Source organism: Thermoproteus sp. CP80 (assembly GCF_002077075.2).
Classification (GTDB): Archaea; Thermoproteota; Thermoprotei; order Thermoproteales; family Thermoproteaceae; genus Thermoproteus.
In genome coordinates this window covers 40,329-57,223 of the sequence record NZ_LCWM02000004.1, presented here as the reverse complement: position 1 = coordinate 57,223, position 16,895 = coordinate 40,329, and the positions used below count along the sequence as shown (strand labels likewise).

Genomic DNA, 16,895 nt, shown 5'->3' with positions numbered 1-16,895 from the left:
GCCGCGGCGAGGCCCGGGTAGGGGGTCAGATCGATACCCCGACAGAAGCGGGGGTATGCGGCGCCCCTCAGCATCGCGGATTCTGGACAAGGCGCGGCCGTCGACGCGCCGTCGCTCCACGTCTCCTACGTATCATGCCGAAATCTGCTTGAGCTCGCCGCGATCCGTCGAGGCCCCCGGCGGATCTCAATTTTGATATACGAGAAATATGTGCGCCATGAGAGCTCCCGAGGCGGTGAACAAGGTTTTTCTGCTGACGTTCGAATATGCAGGTTTGGTCAAGGTGGGCGGGCTGGGCGAGGCCGTGAGGCAGTACGCAACGGCTTTAGCCAGGCGGGGCATCGATGTGACCGTCCTAATGCCGTCGCACGGAAGGCATCTGGACCCCAACAGGGGATTTCCCCTATCGCCGCTGGACTTCCGGGTCTGTGGGGATAGGCGCGGCCTCGACGGGAGGCCCTACCCCTATTGCCTCGGGGCTGAGGGGACCGAGGTCGCCGGGGTCAAGGTGGTTATGTTCAAAGGCTTGGATACGGCCACCGGCCTCGTCTTCGACAGGTGGTACCCCTACGAGAACGTCGAGGAGAAGGCGGCCCTATTCGCTAGGGCGGTGGTGTCCTACGCCGAGAGGTACGGGCTCCCGGACCTAATACATGCCAACGACTGGCACTCCGGGCTCGCCGGGATAGCCCTGAGGGACTACGCAGAGAGGAAGGGGCTTGCGATACCTCTCGTATACACGATCCACCTGTCGTCGGGCTACTCCTTCCCGTGGCACTACGCCTCCGCCGAATGGGCGGGTCTGCCGGACAGGCCCCATCTGGTCTGGAGGGTCTGCTGCCACAGGCAGGAGCTGTACTCAGCCGTGTGGGACTCCGTGGGGGGCTCTGTCGAGGGCTTCGCCGCCGTGGAGAGCGATGTGGTGTCCAGCGTGAGCTGGGGATACCTGCGCGAGGCGCTTTCGAAGTACGGCGATTGGCTTAGGGGCAAGTCGTGCGTCCTCTACAACTCCACGGACTGGAGGATCGAGGAGGCCGAGTCCCACTTCCGCAGGCTGGCCCCCGACGGCTCCCCCTGGCGCCTGGTTGAGGCGGTGGAGAGGATGGGAGGGGAGGGGCACCTAGATGGAGGAGGCGCCCTCTTCCTGGCCGTGGGGCGGGCGACCAGCCAGAAGGGGCTCGATCTGGCGATAAGGGCGCTCGACCTCTCCCCCTCGGCGCGCCTTCTGGTGCTCGCCGTATCCGTGGGGGACTTCGGATATGAGGAATACCTAAGGCGCCTCGTCCGCGAGAGGTGGGGGAGGGCCTTCCTCTCCTTCGCTAAGATCCCCAGAGACCTCTACATGGCCCTCAACTACGCCGCGACCGCGCTCGTCATGCCCTCCCGTTGGGAGCCCTTCGGCATCTCGGCCATAGAGGCCATGGCGGTGGGGACGCCCGTCATAGCGTCCGCGACCGGCGGGCTGCCCGAGGTGGTCGCCGACTTCCGGAGCGGCGAGGGGGTAGGCCTCCTCGTGCCGCCGGAGGACGTGGCGGCGCTGGGCGCCGCGATGGAGTCTCTGGCCAATTGGCTGTGGCGGTTCAAGCCCGACTCCATACCCGACGGAAGGCTCAGAGAGATCGCGTCTGCCAGAGGTATAGAATATGTAAAAGGCCTGAGGCGCTACATATCGCGCTACGTCGACGAGAGGTTCAGAGAGAAAAACCTCTACGAACAGCTAAAACATTGTTACGAGAAGGCTAGACAGATGGCCTTCTACAAGGCGGTCACGCCGGCTTAAAATTTATGTTCAGGCGTACCGATATGTATGGGCGTCAGAGTTGCCGTTATTCCCGTCGGCGGCGAGGCGGTGCGCCTCCGGCCTCTCACCGTGGAGACCTCCAAGGCCATGGTCCGCATGCTCAACAGGCCCCTCATAGAGTTCACTCTGGTCAATTTGGCTAGGCAGGGCGTCGAGGAGATCATAATGGGGGTCAGGGGCTATTACAACTACAAGGACATCTACGACTACTTCGGCGAGGGCTACTGGCTCGAGAGGGAATACGGCGTGAGGGTCCGCCTGAGGTACATGCCTAGGGCTGAGACCCGGGGAAACGCGGAGGCTGTGAAGATCTCTCTGGAGTACTACGGCGTGAAGGAGCCGGTGCTGGTGGTGCAGGGCGACAACATATTCGAGATGGATCTGGATTCCTTCTACAAATTCCACGAGGCCAACAAGGCGTTTATGACCATAGCCCTGAAGGAGGAGGAGAACGTAGAGGAGTTCGGCGTCGCCGCCGTGGACGAGAGGATGAGGATCTTAAGGTTCGTGGAGAAGCCCAAGAGGAGGGAGGACGCCCCCAGCAATCTGGTCAACACGGGGCTGTACCTCCTTTCTGAGGACTTCCTAAATTTCCTGGAGGGCGAGGTGGGGTCGAGGCTCTACAGAGAGGGGCTAATGGACTTCGGGTCCAACGTGATACCGGCCGCGATAGATGCGGGCCTGCCCGTCTACGGGTTCGTCACGAAGGGCTTTTGGTTCGACGTGGGTAGCCCCGATAGATACCTCGCGGCGACGCGGTATCTGCTGGACAACCTGGGGCCGTCGGACCTCGCCTCGGAGGAGGTCCTGCCCCGGATCTTCGTGCAGGGGACGAGCCCCGAGTCGTTGGCTCTGAAGAGGGAGCTGAAGGAGCGTATAAGCTCGGGCGACGTAAGGGTGGAGGGCGACGTCCTGATAGGGAGACACGTCAAGATAGGGAGGGGCGTCTACCTGAAGAACTCGGTGATAGACAACTACACCATCTTGGGCGAAGGCGCCGAGGTCGTCGACTCGGTGGTCATGGACAGATCGGTGCTGGGGCCAAGGTCCAGGGTCGAGGGATCCATAGTGGGGAGGCACAGCGCCGTGGGCGAGGGGGCGCTCCTGATAGGCTCGGTGTTGGGCAACGACGTGACGGTCGGCAGAGGCGCCGTGTTGATAAACGCCAAGGTCTGGCCGCATAGATCTGTCGGCGACGGGGTCAAGCTAGAGAACTTCGCGCTGACGTAGGCAAAATTTTTTAGGGGGGCCCAAAACCGCCGTCCATGGCAACGTTGCCTCGGCCGGGCCTCGGCGTGTATGTGACAGCCGGCTGGCCCAACGGCGCCGTCTTCGCGGAGTTTCTAGACGCGGCGGCCGGGATAGCCGACTTCGTGGAGGTCGGGATACCCACGGAGAACCCCAAGTACGACGGCCCTTTCATCAGGTCGAGCCATAGGTCGGCGCCGGTTAAGGGCATCGCCGCGTTGCGGGGGCTGGAGCTCCCCGAGAACGCCATCCTCATGGGCTATGCCGAGGATTTCGCGGGCAGGTTCGACGAGCTGGCCAGAGCGGCGGCCGGGGCGGGCGCGGCCTCGGTCCTCCTGCCCGACCTCCTGATAGACATGCCCGAGATGCTGGACGCCTACGTGGCGTCGATGAGGGCGAACGGGCTGGCCCCCGCGTTCTTCCTCCCCGGCAAATTCCCCTACGCCCTCGCCGAGAGGCTCGCGGGCTACGACCCCCTGTTCATATATATAGGCCTGTACGCGGCGACCGGCATAAAGTTGCCGGTATACGTCGAGAGGAACATCAGGCTTGCCAGGGAGCATATAGGCAAGACCTACCTCGTCGCCGGCTTCGCGATAGATGGGCCCGACAAGGCGAGGGCTCTCGTGGAGGCGGGGGCCGACGGGCTGGTGGTGGGAACCGCGGCCATGAAGCGTCTCGCGGATGGCGGCGTGGAGGCCGCGGTCGAGTTCCTCGCCGAGATAAAGAGGGCTATTAGATGAGGGCGTACGCCTATCCGCTCGCCGTCGCCGCCATCTGGGGGCTCGCCTATCCTCTGACAAAGTATTTGGTCGCCTACTTCTCGCCCGGCTTCATAGCGTTTTTCAGGGCGCTGGTAGGATTTCTATTCCTATCGGCGATATCTAGGCCGGTTAAGATCGACGGAAGGACGGCCATCGCGGGCGTGCTGAACATGGGCGCCACCGTGTTGTTGATAAATCTTTCCGTCATGTTGTCGAACAGCCCTGGGCTCGTCTCGTCTCTCATGTACACCCAGCCTCTATTCCTTATAGTCCTTTCAGCCATGGCCCTGAAGACGCGGGTAAGGCCCAACGAGATCCTCGGCGTGGCCCTCGGAGTACTCGGCGTGGCGATCTCGGCGGTTGGAGGCGGCGTAGGCCTCTACGACCTATTGCCCATACTCGGCGGCTTTATCTGGGCGTTGGGCACGGTAGTCTACAGCAAATGGTTGGCCGGGAGGCCGCCGACGTCCACCACGGCCGCCATGAACGGCGCGGCGGCGGCGTTCCTGTTGCCGTTCGCCGCCCTGGCCTATAGATCGTCCTTTACGGTCAAGGCCGCTCTCTTGTTGACGGCGTTGGCCGTGTTGGCCCAAGGCGCGGCTTGGCTTCTGTGGTTCCGCTCCGTGCGCGAGCTGGGCCCGGTGAAGGTGGGCGAGCTGTCGTTGCTGGTCCCCGTCTTCTCCTACCTCTTCTCCTACTTGGCCTTCGGGGCTGTCCCCGCGGCGGATCAAGTGGTCGGATCGGCGCTCATACTGCTCGGCATATTGGCCGTCTATATAGGGACGGCAAAGCTTAAATAGAGCCGGGTACTCGGCCCCATGTCGTCGGGGTGGATAGGTGGTACAACATAGGCGCGGATCTCCCCGCGCCGCTCCCCCCTCCCAAGGATCCGGACGAGGGGGACAGCAGAATTGCGTTGCTTACGAAAATTCTGCCCTCGGCGCTGATAGACCAAGAATTCACCGCAGAGCGGTGGATCCCGATACCGGAGGAGGTCAGGGAGGCCTACGCGAGGATGGGTAGGCCCACCCCCTTCAGGAGGGCCGAGGGGTTCGAGAGGAGGCTCGGGCTCAAGGTCCATATATACTACAAGTACGAGGGCGCCCTGCCCGTCGGAAGCCATAAGCTGAACACGGCGCTCGCCCAGGCGTACTACGCCAAGCTGGACGGGGCCGATGAGGTCGCGACGGAGACGGGGGCCGGGCAGTGGGGCATGGCGGTGTCGCTGGCGGCCGCCCTCTTCGGCCTCAAGGCCGTTGTGTTCATGACCAGGCCCTCCTACAACAGCAAGAGGCAGCGGGTCGCCTTCATGAAGACGTACGGCGCCACGGTCTACCCCAGCCCCAGCGACGTGACCGAGACCGGGAGGAAGTTCAACAGGCCCGACCACCCGGGCTCCCTGGGCATAGCCATATCCGAGGCGGTTGAGTACACGCTGGCGGGCGAAAGGAGGCGGTATCTGCCGGGTAGCGTGCTGGAGTTCGTCTTGATACACCAATCGGTCATAGGGCTCGAGGCGATTAGGCAGATGCCTGAGGAGCCGGACTACGCCGTGGGCTGCGTGGGGGGAGGCTCCAACTTCGGGGGGTTCGCCTACCCCATGATAGGCATGAAGCTGAGGGGCGAGGGCTTCGGGAGGACGAGGTTCCTGGCCGCCGAATCCGCTGCGGCGCCTAAGCTCACCGCGGGCGAGTACAGATACGACTTCCCGGACGCGGTCGGGGTCTTGCCCATGATAAAGATGTACACGTTGGGGCACGACTTCGTCCCGCCGGCTGTACACGCCGCGGGTCTCCGCTACCACGGAGCCGCCCCCAGCCTCTCGATACTGAAGAGGCTGGGCCTGGTGGAGGCCGTGGCCTATAGGCAGGAGGAGGTGTTCGAGGCGGCTGTCGCGTTCGCGAGGTCGGAGGGCATAATACCGGCTCCGGAGAGCTCCCACGCGATAAGGGCCGTGGCGGACCTAGCCAAGAAGCTTCCGCCGGGTTCCGTCATAGCGTTCAACCTATCGGGGCACGGGCTCCTGGACGTGGACGCATACGAGAAGGCCCATGTCGCTTAGAAAGCTCGGCGAGGGGGGGACCTTGAGCTACGAGGAGAGCTACGCGCTCGCCCTCTCTATGCTGAGAGGGGAGCTGAGCGATGTGGAGATAGCGGCCGTGCTGACGGCCATGAGGGTGAGGGGCGAGACGCCGGAGGAGGTGGCGGGCTTCGCCAGAGCCGCGCGCGATACTTGCGTCAAGGTCGAGGTGGACCTCCCGGCGATAGACACGGCGGGCACAGGCGGCGACGGCCAGAGGACGATAAACCTCTCGACGGCCGCCGCGCTCGTGGCGTCTGCCGCCGGCGCCTACGTGCTCAAACACGGCAACAGGTCCGTGACAAGCCCGACGGGCAGCGCCGACTTCCTCGAGGCCCTCGGCTACAACATAAACCTGAAGCCTGCCGAGGCCGTCGAGGCCCTCAAGAGGTCCAGGTTCGCCTTCCTATTCGCGCCGGCCTACCATCCCACGTTCTCCCGGGTCGCCCCCGTGCGCAAGAAGCTGCCGTACAGAACCATTTTCAACATAGTGGGTCCTCTGGCCAATCCCGGACAGGTGCGGAGACAGATAATAGGGGTGGCGGAGAGGCGGCTCATGCCGGTGGTGGCCGAGGCCGCCGCCAGGCTGGGGCTGGAGCACGTCCTGGTGGTGCACGGCGAGCCGGGGATCGACGAGGCCTCCATAGAGGGCGCCACGGCGGTCGCCGAGATGAAGGGCGGCAGGGTGGAGGAGTACGAGCTCGCCCCCGAGGATCTAGGCGTGCCGCGGGGCAGAACGCCCAGGGCCGACACCAGGGAGGAGTCGGTGGCCAAGACGTTGAGAGGCTTGAGGGGGGAGGACCGCGACGCCAAATACGCCATAGCCGTGAACGCCGCGCTCGCCCTATACGTGGCGGGCCTGGCGGGAGACGTCAGAGACGGCCTCGAGCTGGCCCTACGGACTATAGAGTCCGGCCTGGCTGCGCGGCACGTGGAGACGGTCGTGAGGGCGAGCAGGCCGTGACGCTTCTGAAGATCTGCGGATTGACGAGGCGCTCGGACGTCGAGCTCGTGGATAGGGTGGCCGACTACGCCGGCTTTATAGTGGATCCGGAGACCAAATCGCCGAGGAGGACGACGCCCGACTTGGCGAGGGATCTGGCGTCGGTTCTGGGCAGGGCGAAGCCCGTCGCGGTCTTCGACTCGTACGATCCGGCGCGGGCCGTGGACCTCGCCGCGCGTTACGACTTCCCCGTGGCTCAGATGCCGCAGATATTCGGCGCCGATGTGGAGGACCCGGCGCGGAGGAGAGGCGTGGCCCTGGCCCCCGTGGTGCTCTTCGGCAGGGACGACGTTCTGCGGAGGGCGGCTCAACTGGCCGGCGGCCGCTACGAGTACGTCTTGGTGGACGCGGTGAAGGGATCTGGCGCCGTCTACAGCTACGGCCTACGCCTGCCTCTGGAGTTGATTGAGGCCGTCTCGACGTTGGGCAGAGTCGCAGTTGCCGGCGGGATTACGCCCGACAACGTGGAGCACGTGTTGAAGTTCAAGCCCTATATGGTGGACGTGGCCAGCGGGGTGGAGTCCTCGCCCGGCGTCAAGGACGGCTCGAAGGTGTACGCCCTGGCCGTGAAGGTGAAGGGAGTTGGTATATAACCGGGGGCGTTCCCAAGGGCTTGTGTTGCTGGTGCTGGTGCACTCCACAGACGAGCGCCTAGCCGCGAGGATCCTGAGGGACATCCGCCACGTGGAGGTGGCGCCCGGCGTGGCCATCACCTGGGAGCCGGAGGAGAGGGTCGACAGGGCCCTCGGCGCGGCTAAACGCGAGCTGATAGAGCGCTGGGAGTCCAAGGGCACGGGCCCCCTCCTCGAATACGCGGTGTTGAGGCTCACCGACGATCAGTACAACGCGGTCAGGCATATGGTGAGGAGGGCCGTGGACGCGAGGGCCTCCGCGCTGGCCGGAGGGCTGAGGAGACTGGCCGCGGACATGAGGAGGGGGAGGGGCCGCGTCCAGGAGCTGAAGGCGAGGTTTAGGCGGCTCGCAAGCGCCGTCGCCGAGCTGAACGAGGCGGCGGCCAAACTGGATATATACACCTCGGCGTTGGACGAGCTCCGGGAGGCGTATCGCGAGGCCAACGCCGAATATTTAAAACTGGGCTGAGGTATCCTCAATGCAGAACCCCGAGGAGCTGAAGAGGTTCATCAGGCGGAGTAGCTCGGTGCTGGTGGTCTGGGACGTCCAGGAGGCCCTCGTGAACGCCATATTCAACAAGGAGGAGTTTCTGGCCAAGCTTAAGGAGCTCGTGGACGCCGCCAGGCGGCTGGACGTGCCCGTGGTCTACACCAAGATCACCCCGTTCCCCGAGAGGTTCGCGTCGCCGTTTAGGAGGAGCTGGAACCCCGGCGATATACACAAGGAGGTTTATCCGCGCGATGGAGACGTGGTGCTAAACAAGAACACCACCTCCATATTCGTCGGCACCAACTTCGAGCTGTTGTTGAGGAACGCGGGGATAACCACCATAGTCTTCACCGGCATAGCCACCGACATAGGCGTCGAGACGTCGGCCCGCCACGCGCAGGCGCTGGGATATCTGCCGGTGGTGGCCAGAGAGGCCGTGTCCTCAGCCGACAGGGCCGCCCACGAGAGGTCCCTGTCCAATATGGCGCGCCTCTTCCCGGTGCTGTCGAACGCCGAGATAATAGAGCTCTGGACCAGAAACCAATAAAACCATCACGGACCTTTTATCGGTGTCCGAGATCGAGAGGATATCCACAGGCGTGGAGGAGCTCGACAGGGCCCTAGAGGGAGGCATCCCCAAGGGGAGCTGGGTCGTCGTCACGGGCGAGCCGGGCGTCGGCAAGTCGATACTCTGCATGCACTTCGCCTACGCAGGTCTCAAGGCAGGCGACCCGGTGGTCTACGTGACGACGGAGCAGGAATATAAAGACGTGGTGACCCAGGCGAGGCAGCTGGGCATGGACCTCTCCAGGTACAGGATGTACAACATAGCGTGGAGGAGGGAGCCTGAGGAGTTGCCCGAGATCGTGGTGGTGGACATCTTCGGCCTGCTCAAGGTGGCGCGCCAGATGACCGAGAAGGCGAGGGAGGAGAGCCCCGAGAAGGTGAGGCGCTACGCCGCCCTCTCCATGGATACGCTCATAGAGGCCATAAACGAGGCCTACTCGGTCTTGGAGGTGGCCAAGGAGAGGGGGACGCCGGAGCGCCACGTGAGGCTCGTGATAGACTCCATGTCGGCTTTTTGGGTCGACAGACCGGTGATGGCGCGGAAGTATTCGTATCAGCTGAAAATAGCGACGCATAGGGATAACGTTACGGCGTTGCTCACAAGCCAATACGCGCCCACCACGGGCCAGGCCTACGGATTCGGGCTCGAGCACATAGCCGACGGCATCATCCACATCTGGATGGACGACGTCGAAACGGCCAGGGAGGTCAGAAGGCACCTCATAGTCGTCAAGATGAGGATGACGAACCACAGCCGCAAGGCCTTCGACCTTGAGATCGAGACGGGGAAGGGGCTCGTGTTGAGGCAGTAGGGGTTGCGATAGCGCTGTTTTTAGCTAGACCATTCTGGCTATGAGCTCGTTTATCGCTGGCCCTCTGTAGCCTAGGTCGCCGCCCTCGGCGAAGCTCTTCTTGACGTCCCTGAAGCCCCCCACGGGCGGGTGTAGCCTGAAGAACGGCTTCAGGTAGGGCACGCAGAGCGTTCTGCCGTCCCTCCTAGGCCAGGTGCCCCTCCTGGGGCAAGCCACCCTCTCTATCTCGCCCGAGACGTAGGCGAGGGCCAGCTCCTCGAAGCTCTGCCACCCGTATCTCCTCAGATGTTCCTCGGTCAGAGGCTTATCCCCGACGATCCTTCCCCTTTTCGCCAATACCTGGGCCAACGTGTCTGCATCTATCTCGCCCCAGGTGATCCAGCTCTGGGCCCTCTCCAGCATGCCGTTTATATTCGGCTTGGCTACCACAAGCGACATAACGAACTTCCTCCTGAGCCTGAGGTAGCCCAACGCGGCCTCGACCTCCCTAGGCGTGTTGACTACGCCGCGCAGCCTGATTACGGCGTATCGCGGATATACGGCCCTCTCGGCTTGGCTCTCCGCCACCGCGGTCATGTCTTGAACCTATATGTATTCCTCAAGGCGTTGTACGTAGCCAATGCGAAGTTCAGCGTGGTCCTAGTGTCGCCGGACGTCTTGGTCCATACGTCCTTTATCCCGGCGAGCCTGAGCACGGCCTTCGCCACGTCGCCCGCCACGAGCCCTACGCCCTTGGGGGCCGGTATCAGCTTGACGACGATGCTGCCGGACTTGCCCTCGACGACGAAGGGCACCGAGTGGGGCTCGTCGCAGGAGCACCTCCAGGAGCCGCATCCCCTTCTGACAGGCGTTATGTTGAGCTTCGCCTCTCTGACGGCCTTCTCTATGGCTTGCCTGACCTGGCGCGCCTTGCCTATGCCTATGCCCACGTAGCCGTCCTCGTTGCCCAGAGCGACGACGGCCTGGAACTGGCTCACCTCCCCTGCGTCCGTCTGCCTCTGGACTATATTTATGCTGAGCAGCTCCTGCCTCAAGTTGGGAAGAAGCGCGTCGACGATCTCCGGCTCTTTTATCAACATATTGGTAGCGAACACCTCGTCTACAGACCTTATCTTCCCCTCCTTGACCAGCTGGCCGAGGCGCGTCCTCGGTTCCCACATAGAAAGATCTACGGCGCTCATCGCCGTACCGTGTTCCGGCCAATATTTAAACATTTGCCACGGGCTCCGCCTCGATCCCCGTGCCGGCCTCTCGTATTTGTCTACGCCCAGAGGCCCCGCCTCCCCAGGCCTCGTATGCCACCTACTTCTCGGCGGAATCCGTAGCAACCTCGCTCCATAGGCGGATATTAGCATATTATGAGGGCGGTTGAGTCTTCGGTGGGTCGAGGGGCCGTAGGCCGCGCCGGTCCACGCGGTCTAGAGGATTTCGAGGCGGCTTCGAAAAGTTTCCACGCGGCGAGTATGGACGTGCTGCTCAGCGCGATGGAGGCCGGCTTGCGATGACGTCCGAGCGACGATGCGCGTTCGGGAAGCGGCTTCGCGGAACCCGGCGCCCCTAAAGGCCCGACGGTTGGCGCGGCCTTCGGCCGACATCCTACTTCGACATCCAGCCGTCAAGATCGCCGCCCCGTAGTCTCCTAGACGTGCTCCAGCTGTGCCTAACGCATTCGCGGGCTATCTTGCTGGCGCGCAACGCGGCGATGGTCCTGCCGTCTGAGGGATAGCCGGAGCCGAAATCCCCCATCTCGGCCTTCAGCATATCCACCAAGCGGTCTCTGACGACCTTGGCCACTATGCTGGCGGCCGCCACTTGAGGTATGCGCTCCGCCTTGTTCATGGCGACGATCCTGCGCCCGGCCATCCTCGAGAGGAGTTGCGCGAATCGCTCTGGCTTGGGGTCGGGGCTATCCACGTAGTAGACGTCGGCGTCGCATAGCCGTATGAGCTCCGCCGCCTCCTCGACCTCCAGCAAGTTGAGCTTGTGGGAGGCCGTCCATCTGTCTATCACGTACGGCTCTACAACTACATAGTTTACACACTTCGCGGACTTCAGGATAAGCGGGTAGAGCCTCTCCCGGGCGCTCCGCGACAGAGTCTTGGAGTCCCTGACGCCAAGGGCCTTCAAGGCCTCTCCGTCCCCGGCCACTATGGCGAGGACCATGGGCCCCACGACGGGTCCGCGCCCCGCCTCGTCGACGCCTGCGACAACCACAAATATGGACGTGTCAGGGGTTATATGGACGTGCCCAAGGAGCTGTCTGCCTACCTCCAGATCGTGGAGGAGGGAGGGGTTAGGCACATAGCGTGTAGGAAATGCGGCAAGCGGTTCTTCTCCATAAAGGACGCCGCGAGGCACCTCGCGGCCGTGCACGATGTAAAGTTCGCATCTCAATTCTACGAAAAAGTTTAATTGTAGAAAGCGAACTCTCGACATGATGATGCATCCCAAGTGGTACGAACGACACGTGAGGCATCTCAACGACGCCATCTCAGCCTTTGAGGAGGGCGATCATAGATCTGCCTGCTACAACGCGTACGTGTCCGTGGAGGCGCTGGCGAAGGGGATCCTGGGCTACGACCCGTACGGCCATTTCCAGGTCATAAAGAGGTTGCCCGCGCTCGTCAAGGAGATAGCCGGAGTCGAGCCCCCCGAGGACGTGAGCAAATGCGTCGTCTGCCTGGAAAGCCAGGCCTTCGGCGAAAACGGCGAGAGGTGTATAAAATGCGCCGAGCTGATAAGCAACTACCTCTACGTCTTCCTCAAGGCAAGGGAGAGGCAGAGGCAGATCTGGAAGCCCTACTGACGTCGCGCGTAGGTCCTCGCCGCATCGAGAACTGCCCTCGGTCGAGCCCGCCCACGTTTGCACCGCGAGGTGGAGTCCGTGAGAGTCTACGCGTCCTACCACCCGCCGGCAAAGGCGCCGCAGACGAACTCGGGCGGCTTGGAGCCCAACGCCCTAGATACGGCGAGCCCCGTCGCCCCTCCGAGCGCCACGATGGCCCTTGGTCTCGTGATCTCCAACTCCGCCTTCAGCCAAGGCGGGCGGTTAGCGGCCTCCTCTGCGGCCGTCCCGTCGCCCGGCGGCGCGCGCTCGGCCGCCGAGGTTATGTATACGCGCTAATCTCGGTCTCCGCCGTCCCCTCGAGACGCCGTAGAGATGGCTGGAAAGGCCCCGCCGCGTGTAGGGCCTTGAATAGAAACAGGCTGGGAAATCGACCGCGGACACCCCGCCGGTCCCCGCGCACGGCAAGCGCCAGGCCTACCGCCATCGACCCATCCTCGGATCGCCCAGAGAGGGTCCGGCCGCTCCAGTGGGCCTGTCGGCGGATTTAGGCAACGGGCCCCCTCACCCGTAGGCACGAGCCTCGGGCACCTCATGCGCTGGACGAGCGCCCTCGAGAGCTCTTCCATAGAGTCAAGCTTATATAGGGGCTAATAAAGTTCAGCGATGGTCCGCCGTTTTAAGCCAGCCGTTAAGTACAGAAGAGGCACAAGGACCCACGGATGGGGGAGAGTCGGCCAGCACAGGAAGAGCGGCTCGTCGGGCGGCAAGGGCATGGTGGGCTTCCATAAACACAAGTGGTCCTTCGTGATGGTACACGCCGAGGAGACCTCAGGCTGGCCGTTCTACGGCAAACACGGCTTCAAGCAGCCCAAGGCGATATCGGTCGCGTGGAGGCCCATCAACGTGGGCAGGCTGGAGGAGCTCTTGGAGGAGATGGAGAGCCGCGGCGCCGCCGTCAAGGAGGGCGAGCGGTACGTCGTTGATCTGCCCAAGCTGGGCTACAACAAGCTGTTGGGCGGCGGGAGGGTGTCGAGGCCCTTGATAGTCTACACGCCTGTGGCGACCCGCGACGCCGTCGAGAAGATAGCCAAGGCCGGGGGCGAGGTCCGCATAGTCCACGGAGCCGTCCATAGGTAATGGACTTTCTCGATCCAATATTGGAACGGCTTATAACGGTCCAGAGGCCCAAGAAGGCGTTGCCTCTGTCCACCCGCCTGATGTGGACGGCGCTGGCGGCCCTTGTCTACATAATAATGACGATTACCCCCCTCTGGGGGATACACAGAACTACGCCGACGGGCGCCGCCGCGTCCATCTTCTACAACCCGCTGGTGTCGACGATATTCGGCACCACCTTCGGGACGTGGGCACAGCTGGGCATAGGCCCCATAGTCGTGGCCGGGATAATTATGGAGATCCTCCAGTTCTCCGAGCTCCTGCCCTTCGACCTCGAGGACAAGAAGGACAGGCTGAGGTTCTCGGCCTTCCAGAAGCTCCTGGCCTTGGTCATGGCCGCCGGCGAGACCGCGGCCACGATAGCCACGGGCACATTCGGCCAGCTGACGCCGCTCGAGGCCTTCGCCGTGTTCGTCCAGCTGCTCATAGCCACGCAGATAGTGATCTTGCTGGACGACATGATAGCCAAGGGGTGGGGCTTCGGCGGAAGCGCGATAAATCTGATAATACTCCTCTCGATAACCAGGACGTTCTTCGTGGACCTCTTCTCCTGGAGCATGCCGACGTTCCCCAACGTCAATCCCGCCGACTATCCGGCCATGCAGCTCCCGCTGGGCTTCGTGCCGGCTCTGGCCGTCGCCGTGTACAACACGTTGCACGGGGCCTCCCCGGGCCTCCTCGACCTCTTGTTCAGACAGGTGCCGCCCTCGATATCTCTGCCTGACGTGGTGGGCCTCGCCGCCACGCTGGTCCTCGCATATATATTGGTCTACATAGAGCAGATGCACGTCAACATACCGGCTGCCTACACGCAGTATTGGGGCTTCAGGATAAACATACCTCTGAGGTTCATGTACGTATCCGTCATACCCATAATATTCACCGCCTACTCCCTCATCCTGGCCGAGCAGCTGGTGGCGGGCGTGGCCGCGCTGACCGGCGGCATATCCCCGACGCTCGCCGTGTTGCTCACCGCCATGACTCCCGCCAGAATACTGACCCCCGACTACGTGGTGCTTCACATCCTGCTCTACGTCGCTCTGGCCACCGCGTTCGCGTGGCTGTGGGGGCAGATCGGGGGCATCGGCCCCGACGAGTACGCCAAGAGCTTGACCCAATCGGGCCTCCACGTGCCGGGCTTCAGGCAGAGCGAGAGGATCATGGCGCGGGTCCTCAGAAGGCCCATAAACACTCTTATACTGCTCAGCGGGATGGTAGCGGGCACGTTGGCCGCTATCGGCGACATCTTCGGCGTATGGGGCTCGGGGATAGGCCTCATACTGCTCATCGAGATAGGCCTGGGCTACTACACGCAGATACTGCAGGAGGGATTGATGGAGGCGTATCCGGGCTTGAAGCGCGTGTTAAGCCAGTAGCATGTCGGCCGCCGGCCGGGATAGACTAGCCAGGAGGCTACGGGACGTGGCCGACGAGCTGGAGGCCGCCGTGGAGGAAAAAGACTGCGAGTCGGCTGAGGAGGCCCTCGACGAGTTGAGAAGTATAATAGACGAGCTGGAGGAGCAAGAGGTATAGCTCTTTTTATATCGGGCAGGTCGCCACGTGGATATAGCCATACCTCACGACGTGTTGGCCGAGGCGCCTGACGACGAGAGCAAGGTCAGGAAGCTGGGCTATATAGCCAGAGGCGCCGCCGTGTTTAGAGCCGAGACGATCATCATCTACACCTACGGCGAAGGCGTAGACTGGGAGGAGGTGGAGCTGATGAAGCTACTGCTGGAGTACGCGTCCACGCCCCCCCATCTGAGGAGGCGGCTCTTCAAGCTGGACAGAAGGCTGAAGCTCGCCGGCCTCCTGCCTCCGCTGAGGATACCAAGCCACATGCCTCCTAGAGAGCCCTCCGCGGGAGATGTCGTGGACGGCGTCGTCGAGAGGTGGGACGGATACTACTCCCTCGTGTATATAGGCGGGGGGAAGTACGCCAAGATCCCCAAGCCGTATCCAATAGGCTCCCGCCTCATCGTGAGGATCGAGGCCGAGACCAGCCGGCCCGACACGTATAGAGCCGTGGTCGTCAAGAGGCCGCCGGACTACTGGGGCTACAGGGTAGAGGTGAAGCCCTTCAAGCAGCTGGCGGAGGGCTACGATACCGCCATCTATACGGGCAGAGAGGGCAGATCCGTGTGCGAAGGCCTGCCGAGACCCGTAGGCCGCACCCTGGTGGTGTTCGGCGGCCCTAAGGCCGGCGTAGACGAGATAGCGAGGATCGAGGGGATAGAGCTGAAGGGCCTGTTTCTAAACTTCATACCGAGGCAAGGCACCGAGGCCGTCAGGACAGAGGAGGCCATCTTCGCCGTGTTGGCTCTGCTCAACTACGCAAATATATGTAGCGTAGGGAAGCCAACAAAGGCCGAAAAATAGGTTCGATCCGCCTCCTCACTTCTTCTCCTTCTTGCCCTCGGCCTCGGAGGAGGCCTCTATTCCCAGCTTCCTGGCCTCCTCCTCAGTCGTCATGAACAGGCTAGTCCTCTGCCTTCCGCCCATGCTCCGCAGTAAACTCGCCACTAATAACCTTTTCTGGCCATTGGGCGTCGTGCCCCCTCTTGGGCCGGGGCGCCCATGTTCGCCGTAATCCGCCGTCGGCAGATCCACGGAGGCGGTCGGACCGGCCCCGTGGCCTCCAGCCGGCGGCGAAATCCGCGGGTCGCGGGAGAAGGCTGGACGGCCCTCCTCGACGGCGACCTGCATCGCGCCGTCAACGTCCCGCCTACGGGGCTGTTTTTGTCCGATAGACGTATAAGCAACGCCGTTTGGTTGGGCATGCCGCAGAAGCTGAAGTTCTACGACATCAAGGCCAAGCAGGCGTTCGAGACGGACAAGTACGAGACCGTGGAGAAGAACACCGCCCGCGGCCCCATGATATTCGCGGTGGCCACCTCACCCTACACGGGCATCAAGGTCTGGAGGCTGATAGGCAAGAAGAAATAAGGAAAAACGGACGCCTAAATTCAAACCCTGTTTTTCCCTCACACGTCCCTGCGTCCCAGCGCGGCCGGCCTATCCCCTTAATATATTCACCCTTCTCAAAAATACTGAAATTAGAATGAAATCTATATTATAAATGCGTGCATTATAGTACAATATAGACATAAGGCCTTGAGGACCGCCAGCTCCACGTAGAGGAGATAGGGCAACACCGCGATGCCCACAAGCCTCCAGTAGAAAAGCGCCGTGAGCAAGCCGTCCCTAAACGTGCGGAAGTAGACGGCGGCCAATCCCATGTTCAAGATGAACCACACAGCGGCCAAGCCGTCCAGAGGGATCGGGCCTATATGTGCGTAGGGGCTCGACAGGACCGTCATGCAGTCGACGGTGACGCCGGGGAGCACTGCCTGGGGGAGGTAGCAGCCGGGCGGCAGCCTGCCGACCACGTACCATAGGTAGAGAACCAACGCCGATGCCGCCAGCCCGCCCGCGGAGAAGGCGATCAGGAGGATGAACCAGCCTGTACGCCCCATGCCGAGTGGGCGCAGGGTGGTTTTTACGTTTTTGCCGCCAGCTCCTCCAACGCCTCTA

At 62.6% G+C, this 16,895-nt stretch carries 22 protein-coding genes; 17 read left to right on the top strand and 5 right to left on the bottom strand.

Annotated features, from left to right (window positions below):
• Nucleotides 1–217: 217 nt before the first annotated feature.
• The 10 genes from B7L68_RS01480 to B7L68_RS01435 are packed head-to-tail and all read left to right on the top strand — an operon-like array spanning nucleotide 218 to nucleotide 9,397.
• Nucleotides 218–1,780 (top strand): glycogen/starch synthase, encoded by a 1,563-nt coding sequence (locus B7L68_RS01480; RefSeq protein WP_081245922.1) that lies wholly within the window; start codon nucleotides 218–220, stop codon nucleotides 1,778–1,780.
• Between the two features lie 27 nt (nucleotides 1,781–1,807).
• Nucleotides 1,808–3,031 (top strand): sugar phosphate nucleotidyltransferase, encoded by a 1,224-nt coding sequence (locus B7L68_RS01475; protein ID WP_081245921.1) that lies wholly within the window; start codon nucleotides 1,808–1,810, stop codon nucleotides 3,029–3,031.
• Between the two features lie 35 nt (nucleotides 3,032–3,066).
• Complete coding sequence (trpA, locus tag B7L68_RS01470) at nucleotides 3,067–3,792, top strand: tryptophan synthase subunit alpha (RefSeq protein WP_081245920.1); 726 nt, start codon at nucleotides 3,067–3,069, stop codon at nucleotides 3,790–3,792.
• Nucleotides 3,789–4,613, top strand: a complete 825-nt coding sequence (locus tag B7L68_RS01465; RefSeq protein WP_081245919.1) for a DMT family transporter — start codon at nucleotides 3,789–3,791, stop codon at nucleotides 4,611–4,613. Before trpA ends, B7L68_RS01465 begins: the two co-directional genes overlap by 4 nt.
• A 29-nt stretch (nucleotides 4,614–4,642) precedes the next feature.
• Nucleotides 4,643–5,875 (top strand): TrpB-like pyridoxal phosphate-dependent enzyme, encoded by a 1,233-nt coding sequence (locus B7L68_RS01460; protein WP_081245918.1) that lies wholly within the window; start codon nucleotides 4,643–4,645, stop codon nucleotides 5,873–5,875.
• Entirely contained in the window at nucleotides 5,865–6,857 is a 993-nt protein-coding gene (gene trpD / locus B7L68_RS01455; RefSeq protein ID WP_081245917.1) for an anthranilate phosphoribosyltransferase, read from the top strand. Before B7L68_RS01460 ends, trpD begins: the two co-directional genes overlap by 11 nt.
• The gene (locus B7L68_RS01450) at nucleotides 6,854–7,489 is read left to right on the top strand and encodes a phosphoribosylanthranilate isomerase (protein WP_081245916.1); all 636 of its coding nucleotides are present in this window, start codon (nucleotides 6,854–6,856) and stop codon (nucleotides 7,487–7,489) included. The genes trpD and B7L68_RS01450 overlap by 4 nt, the downstream gene beginning before the upstream one ends.
• Nucleotides 7,490–7,511: 22 nt before the next feature.
• On the top strand, nucleotides 7,512–7,997 hold the full coding sequence (locus B7L68_RS01445) for a hypothetical protein (RefSeq protein WP_081245915.1): 486 nt from the start codon (nucleotides 7,512–7,514) through the stop codon (nucleotides 7,995–7,997).
• A gap of 10 nt (nucleotides 7,998–8,007) precedes the next feature.
• Complete coding sequence (locus B7L68_RS01440; RefSeq protein ID WP_081245914.1) at nucleotides 8,008–8,565, top strand: cysteine hydrolase family protein; 558 nt, start codon at nucleotides 8,008–8,010, stop codon at nucleotides 8,563–8,565.
• A 31-nt stretch (nucleotides 8,566–8,596) separates the two neighbouring features.
• On the top strand, nucleotides 8,597–9,397 hold the full coding sequence (locus B7L68_RS01435; RefSeq protein ID WP_081245936.1) for a KaiC domain-containing protein: 801 nt from the start codon (nucleotides 8,597–8,599) through the stop codon (nucleotides 9,395–9,397).
• Nucleotides 9,398–9,421: 24 nt separating this feature from the next.
• On the opposite strand, the gene B7L68_RS01430 is transcribed toward B7L68_RS01435, so the two are convergent.
• The 3 genes from B7L68_RS01430 to rnhB form a co-directional block, all read right to left on the bottom strand.
• The gene (locus B7L68_RS01430) at nucleotides 9,422–9,973 is read right to left on the bottom strand and encodes a 50S ribosomal protein L30 (RefSeq protein WP_081245913.1); all 552 of its coding nucleotides are present in this window, start codon (nucleotides 9,971–9,973) and stop codon (nucleotides 9,422–9,424) included.
• Nucleotides 9,970–10,578: a 30S ribosomal protein S5 gene (locus tag B7L68_RS01425; protein WP_081245912.1), complete on the bottom strand. Its 609-nt coding sequence runs from the start codon at nucleotides 10,576–10,578 to the stop codon at nucleotides 9,970–9,972. Before B7L68_RS01425 ends, B7L68_RS01430 begins: the two co-directional genes overlap by 4 nt.
• A gap of 415 nt (nucleotides 10,579–10,993) precedes the next feature.
• Nucleotides 10,994–11,617: a ribonuclease HII gene (rnhB, locus tag B7L68_RS01420; protein ID WP_081245935.1), complete on the bottom strand. Its 624-nt coding sequence runs from the start codon at nucleotides 11,615–11,617 to the stop codon at nucleotides 10,994–10,996.
• A gap of 18 nt (nucleotides 11,618–11,635) precedes the next feature.
• On the opposite strand from rnhB, the gene B7L68_RS08835 reads away from it, so the two are divergent.
• Both B7L68_RS08835 and B7L68_RS01415 read left to right on the top strand, forming a co-directional pair.
• Nucleotides 11,636–11,809, top strand: coding sequence for a hypothetical protein (locus B7L68_RS08835; protein WP_193432451.1), 174 nt, complete (start codon nucleotides 11,636–11,638; stop codon nucleotides 11,807–11,809).
• A 22-nt stretch (nucleotides 11,810–11,831) separates the two neighbouring features.
• Nucleotides 11,832–12,203: a HEPN domain-containing protein gene (locus tag B7L68_RS01415; RefSeq protein WP_081245911.1), complete on the top strand. Its 372-nt coding sequence runs from the start codon at nucleotides 11,832–11,834 to the stop codon at nucleotides 12,201–12,203.
• Between the two features lie 95 nt (nucleotides 12,204–12,298).
• On the opposite strand, the gene B7L68_RS09040 is transcribed toward B7L68_RS01415, so the two are convergent.
• Nucleotides 12,299–12,508 (bottom strand): hypothetical protein, encoded by a 210-nt coding sequence (locus B7L68_RS09040; RefSeq protein ID WP_081245910.1) that lies wholly within the window; start codon nucleotides 12,506–12,508, stop codon nucleotides 12,299–12,301.
• Nucleotides 12,509–12,848: 340 nt separating this feature from the next.
• On the opposite strand from B7L68_RS09040, the gene B7L68_RS01405 reads away from it, so the two are divergent.
• The 5 genes from B7L68_RS01405 to cc1 all read left to right on the top strand — a co-directional run bounded on the left by B7L68_RS01405 (nucleotide 12,849) and on the right by cc1 (nucleotide 16,307).
• Nucleotides 12,849–13,322, top strand: coding sequence for an uL15 family ribosomal protein (locus B7L68_RS01405; protein WP_081245909.1), 474 nt, complete (start codon nucleotides 12,849–12,851; stop codon nucleotides 13,320–13,322).
• On the top strand, nucleotides 13,322–14,737 hold the full coding sequence (gene secY, locus B7L68_RS01400; protein ID WP_081245908.1) for a preprotein translocase subunit SecY: 1,416 nt from the start codon (nucleotides 13,322–13,324) through the stop codon (nucleotides 14,735–14,737). The genes B7L68_RS01405 and secY overlap by 1 nt, the downstream gene beginning before the upstream one ends.
• A 1-nt stretch (nucleotide 14,738) precedes the next feature.
• Nucleotides 14,739–14,894, top strand: a complete 156-nt coding sequence (locus B7L68_RS08830; protein WP_193432450.1) for a hypothetical protein — start codon at nucleotides 14,739–14,741, stop codon at nucleotides 14,892–14,894.
• Between the two features lie 27 nt (nucleotides 14,895–14,921).
• Entirely contained in the window at nucleotides 14,922–15,740 is an 819-nt protein-coding gene (locus B7L68_RS01395; RefSeq protein ID WP_081245907.1) for a putative RNA uridine N3 methyltransferase, read from the top strand.
• A 399-nt stretch (nucleotides 15,741–16,139) separates the two neighbouring features.
• A complete protein-coding gene (cc1, locus tag B7L68_RS08825) occupies nucleotides 16,140–16,307 on the top strand; it encodes a DNA-binding protein CC1 (RefSeq protein WP_013680911.1) in 168 nt (55 codons plus the stop codon).
• 122 nt (nucleotides 16,308–16,429) lie between these two features.
• Here cc1 and B7L68_RS01390 read toward each other — a convergent pair whose 3' ends face one another.
• Nucleotides 16,430–16,837: a vitamin K epoxide reductase family protein gene (locus B7L68_RS01390; RefSeq protein WP_369907387.1), complete on the bottom strand. Its 408-nt coding sequence runs from the start codon at nucleotides 16,835–16,837 to the stop codon at nucleotides 16,430–16,432.
• Nucleotides 16,838–16,895 lie beyond the last annotated feature (58 nt).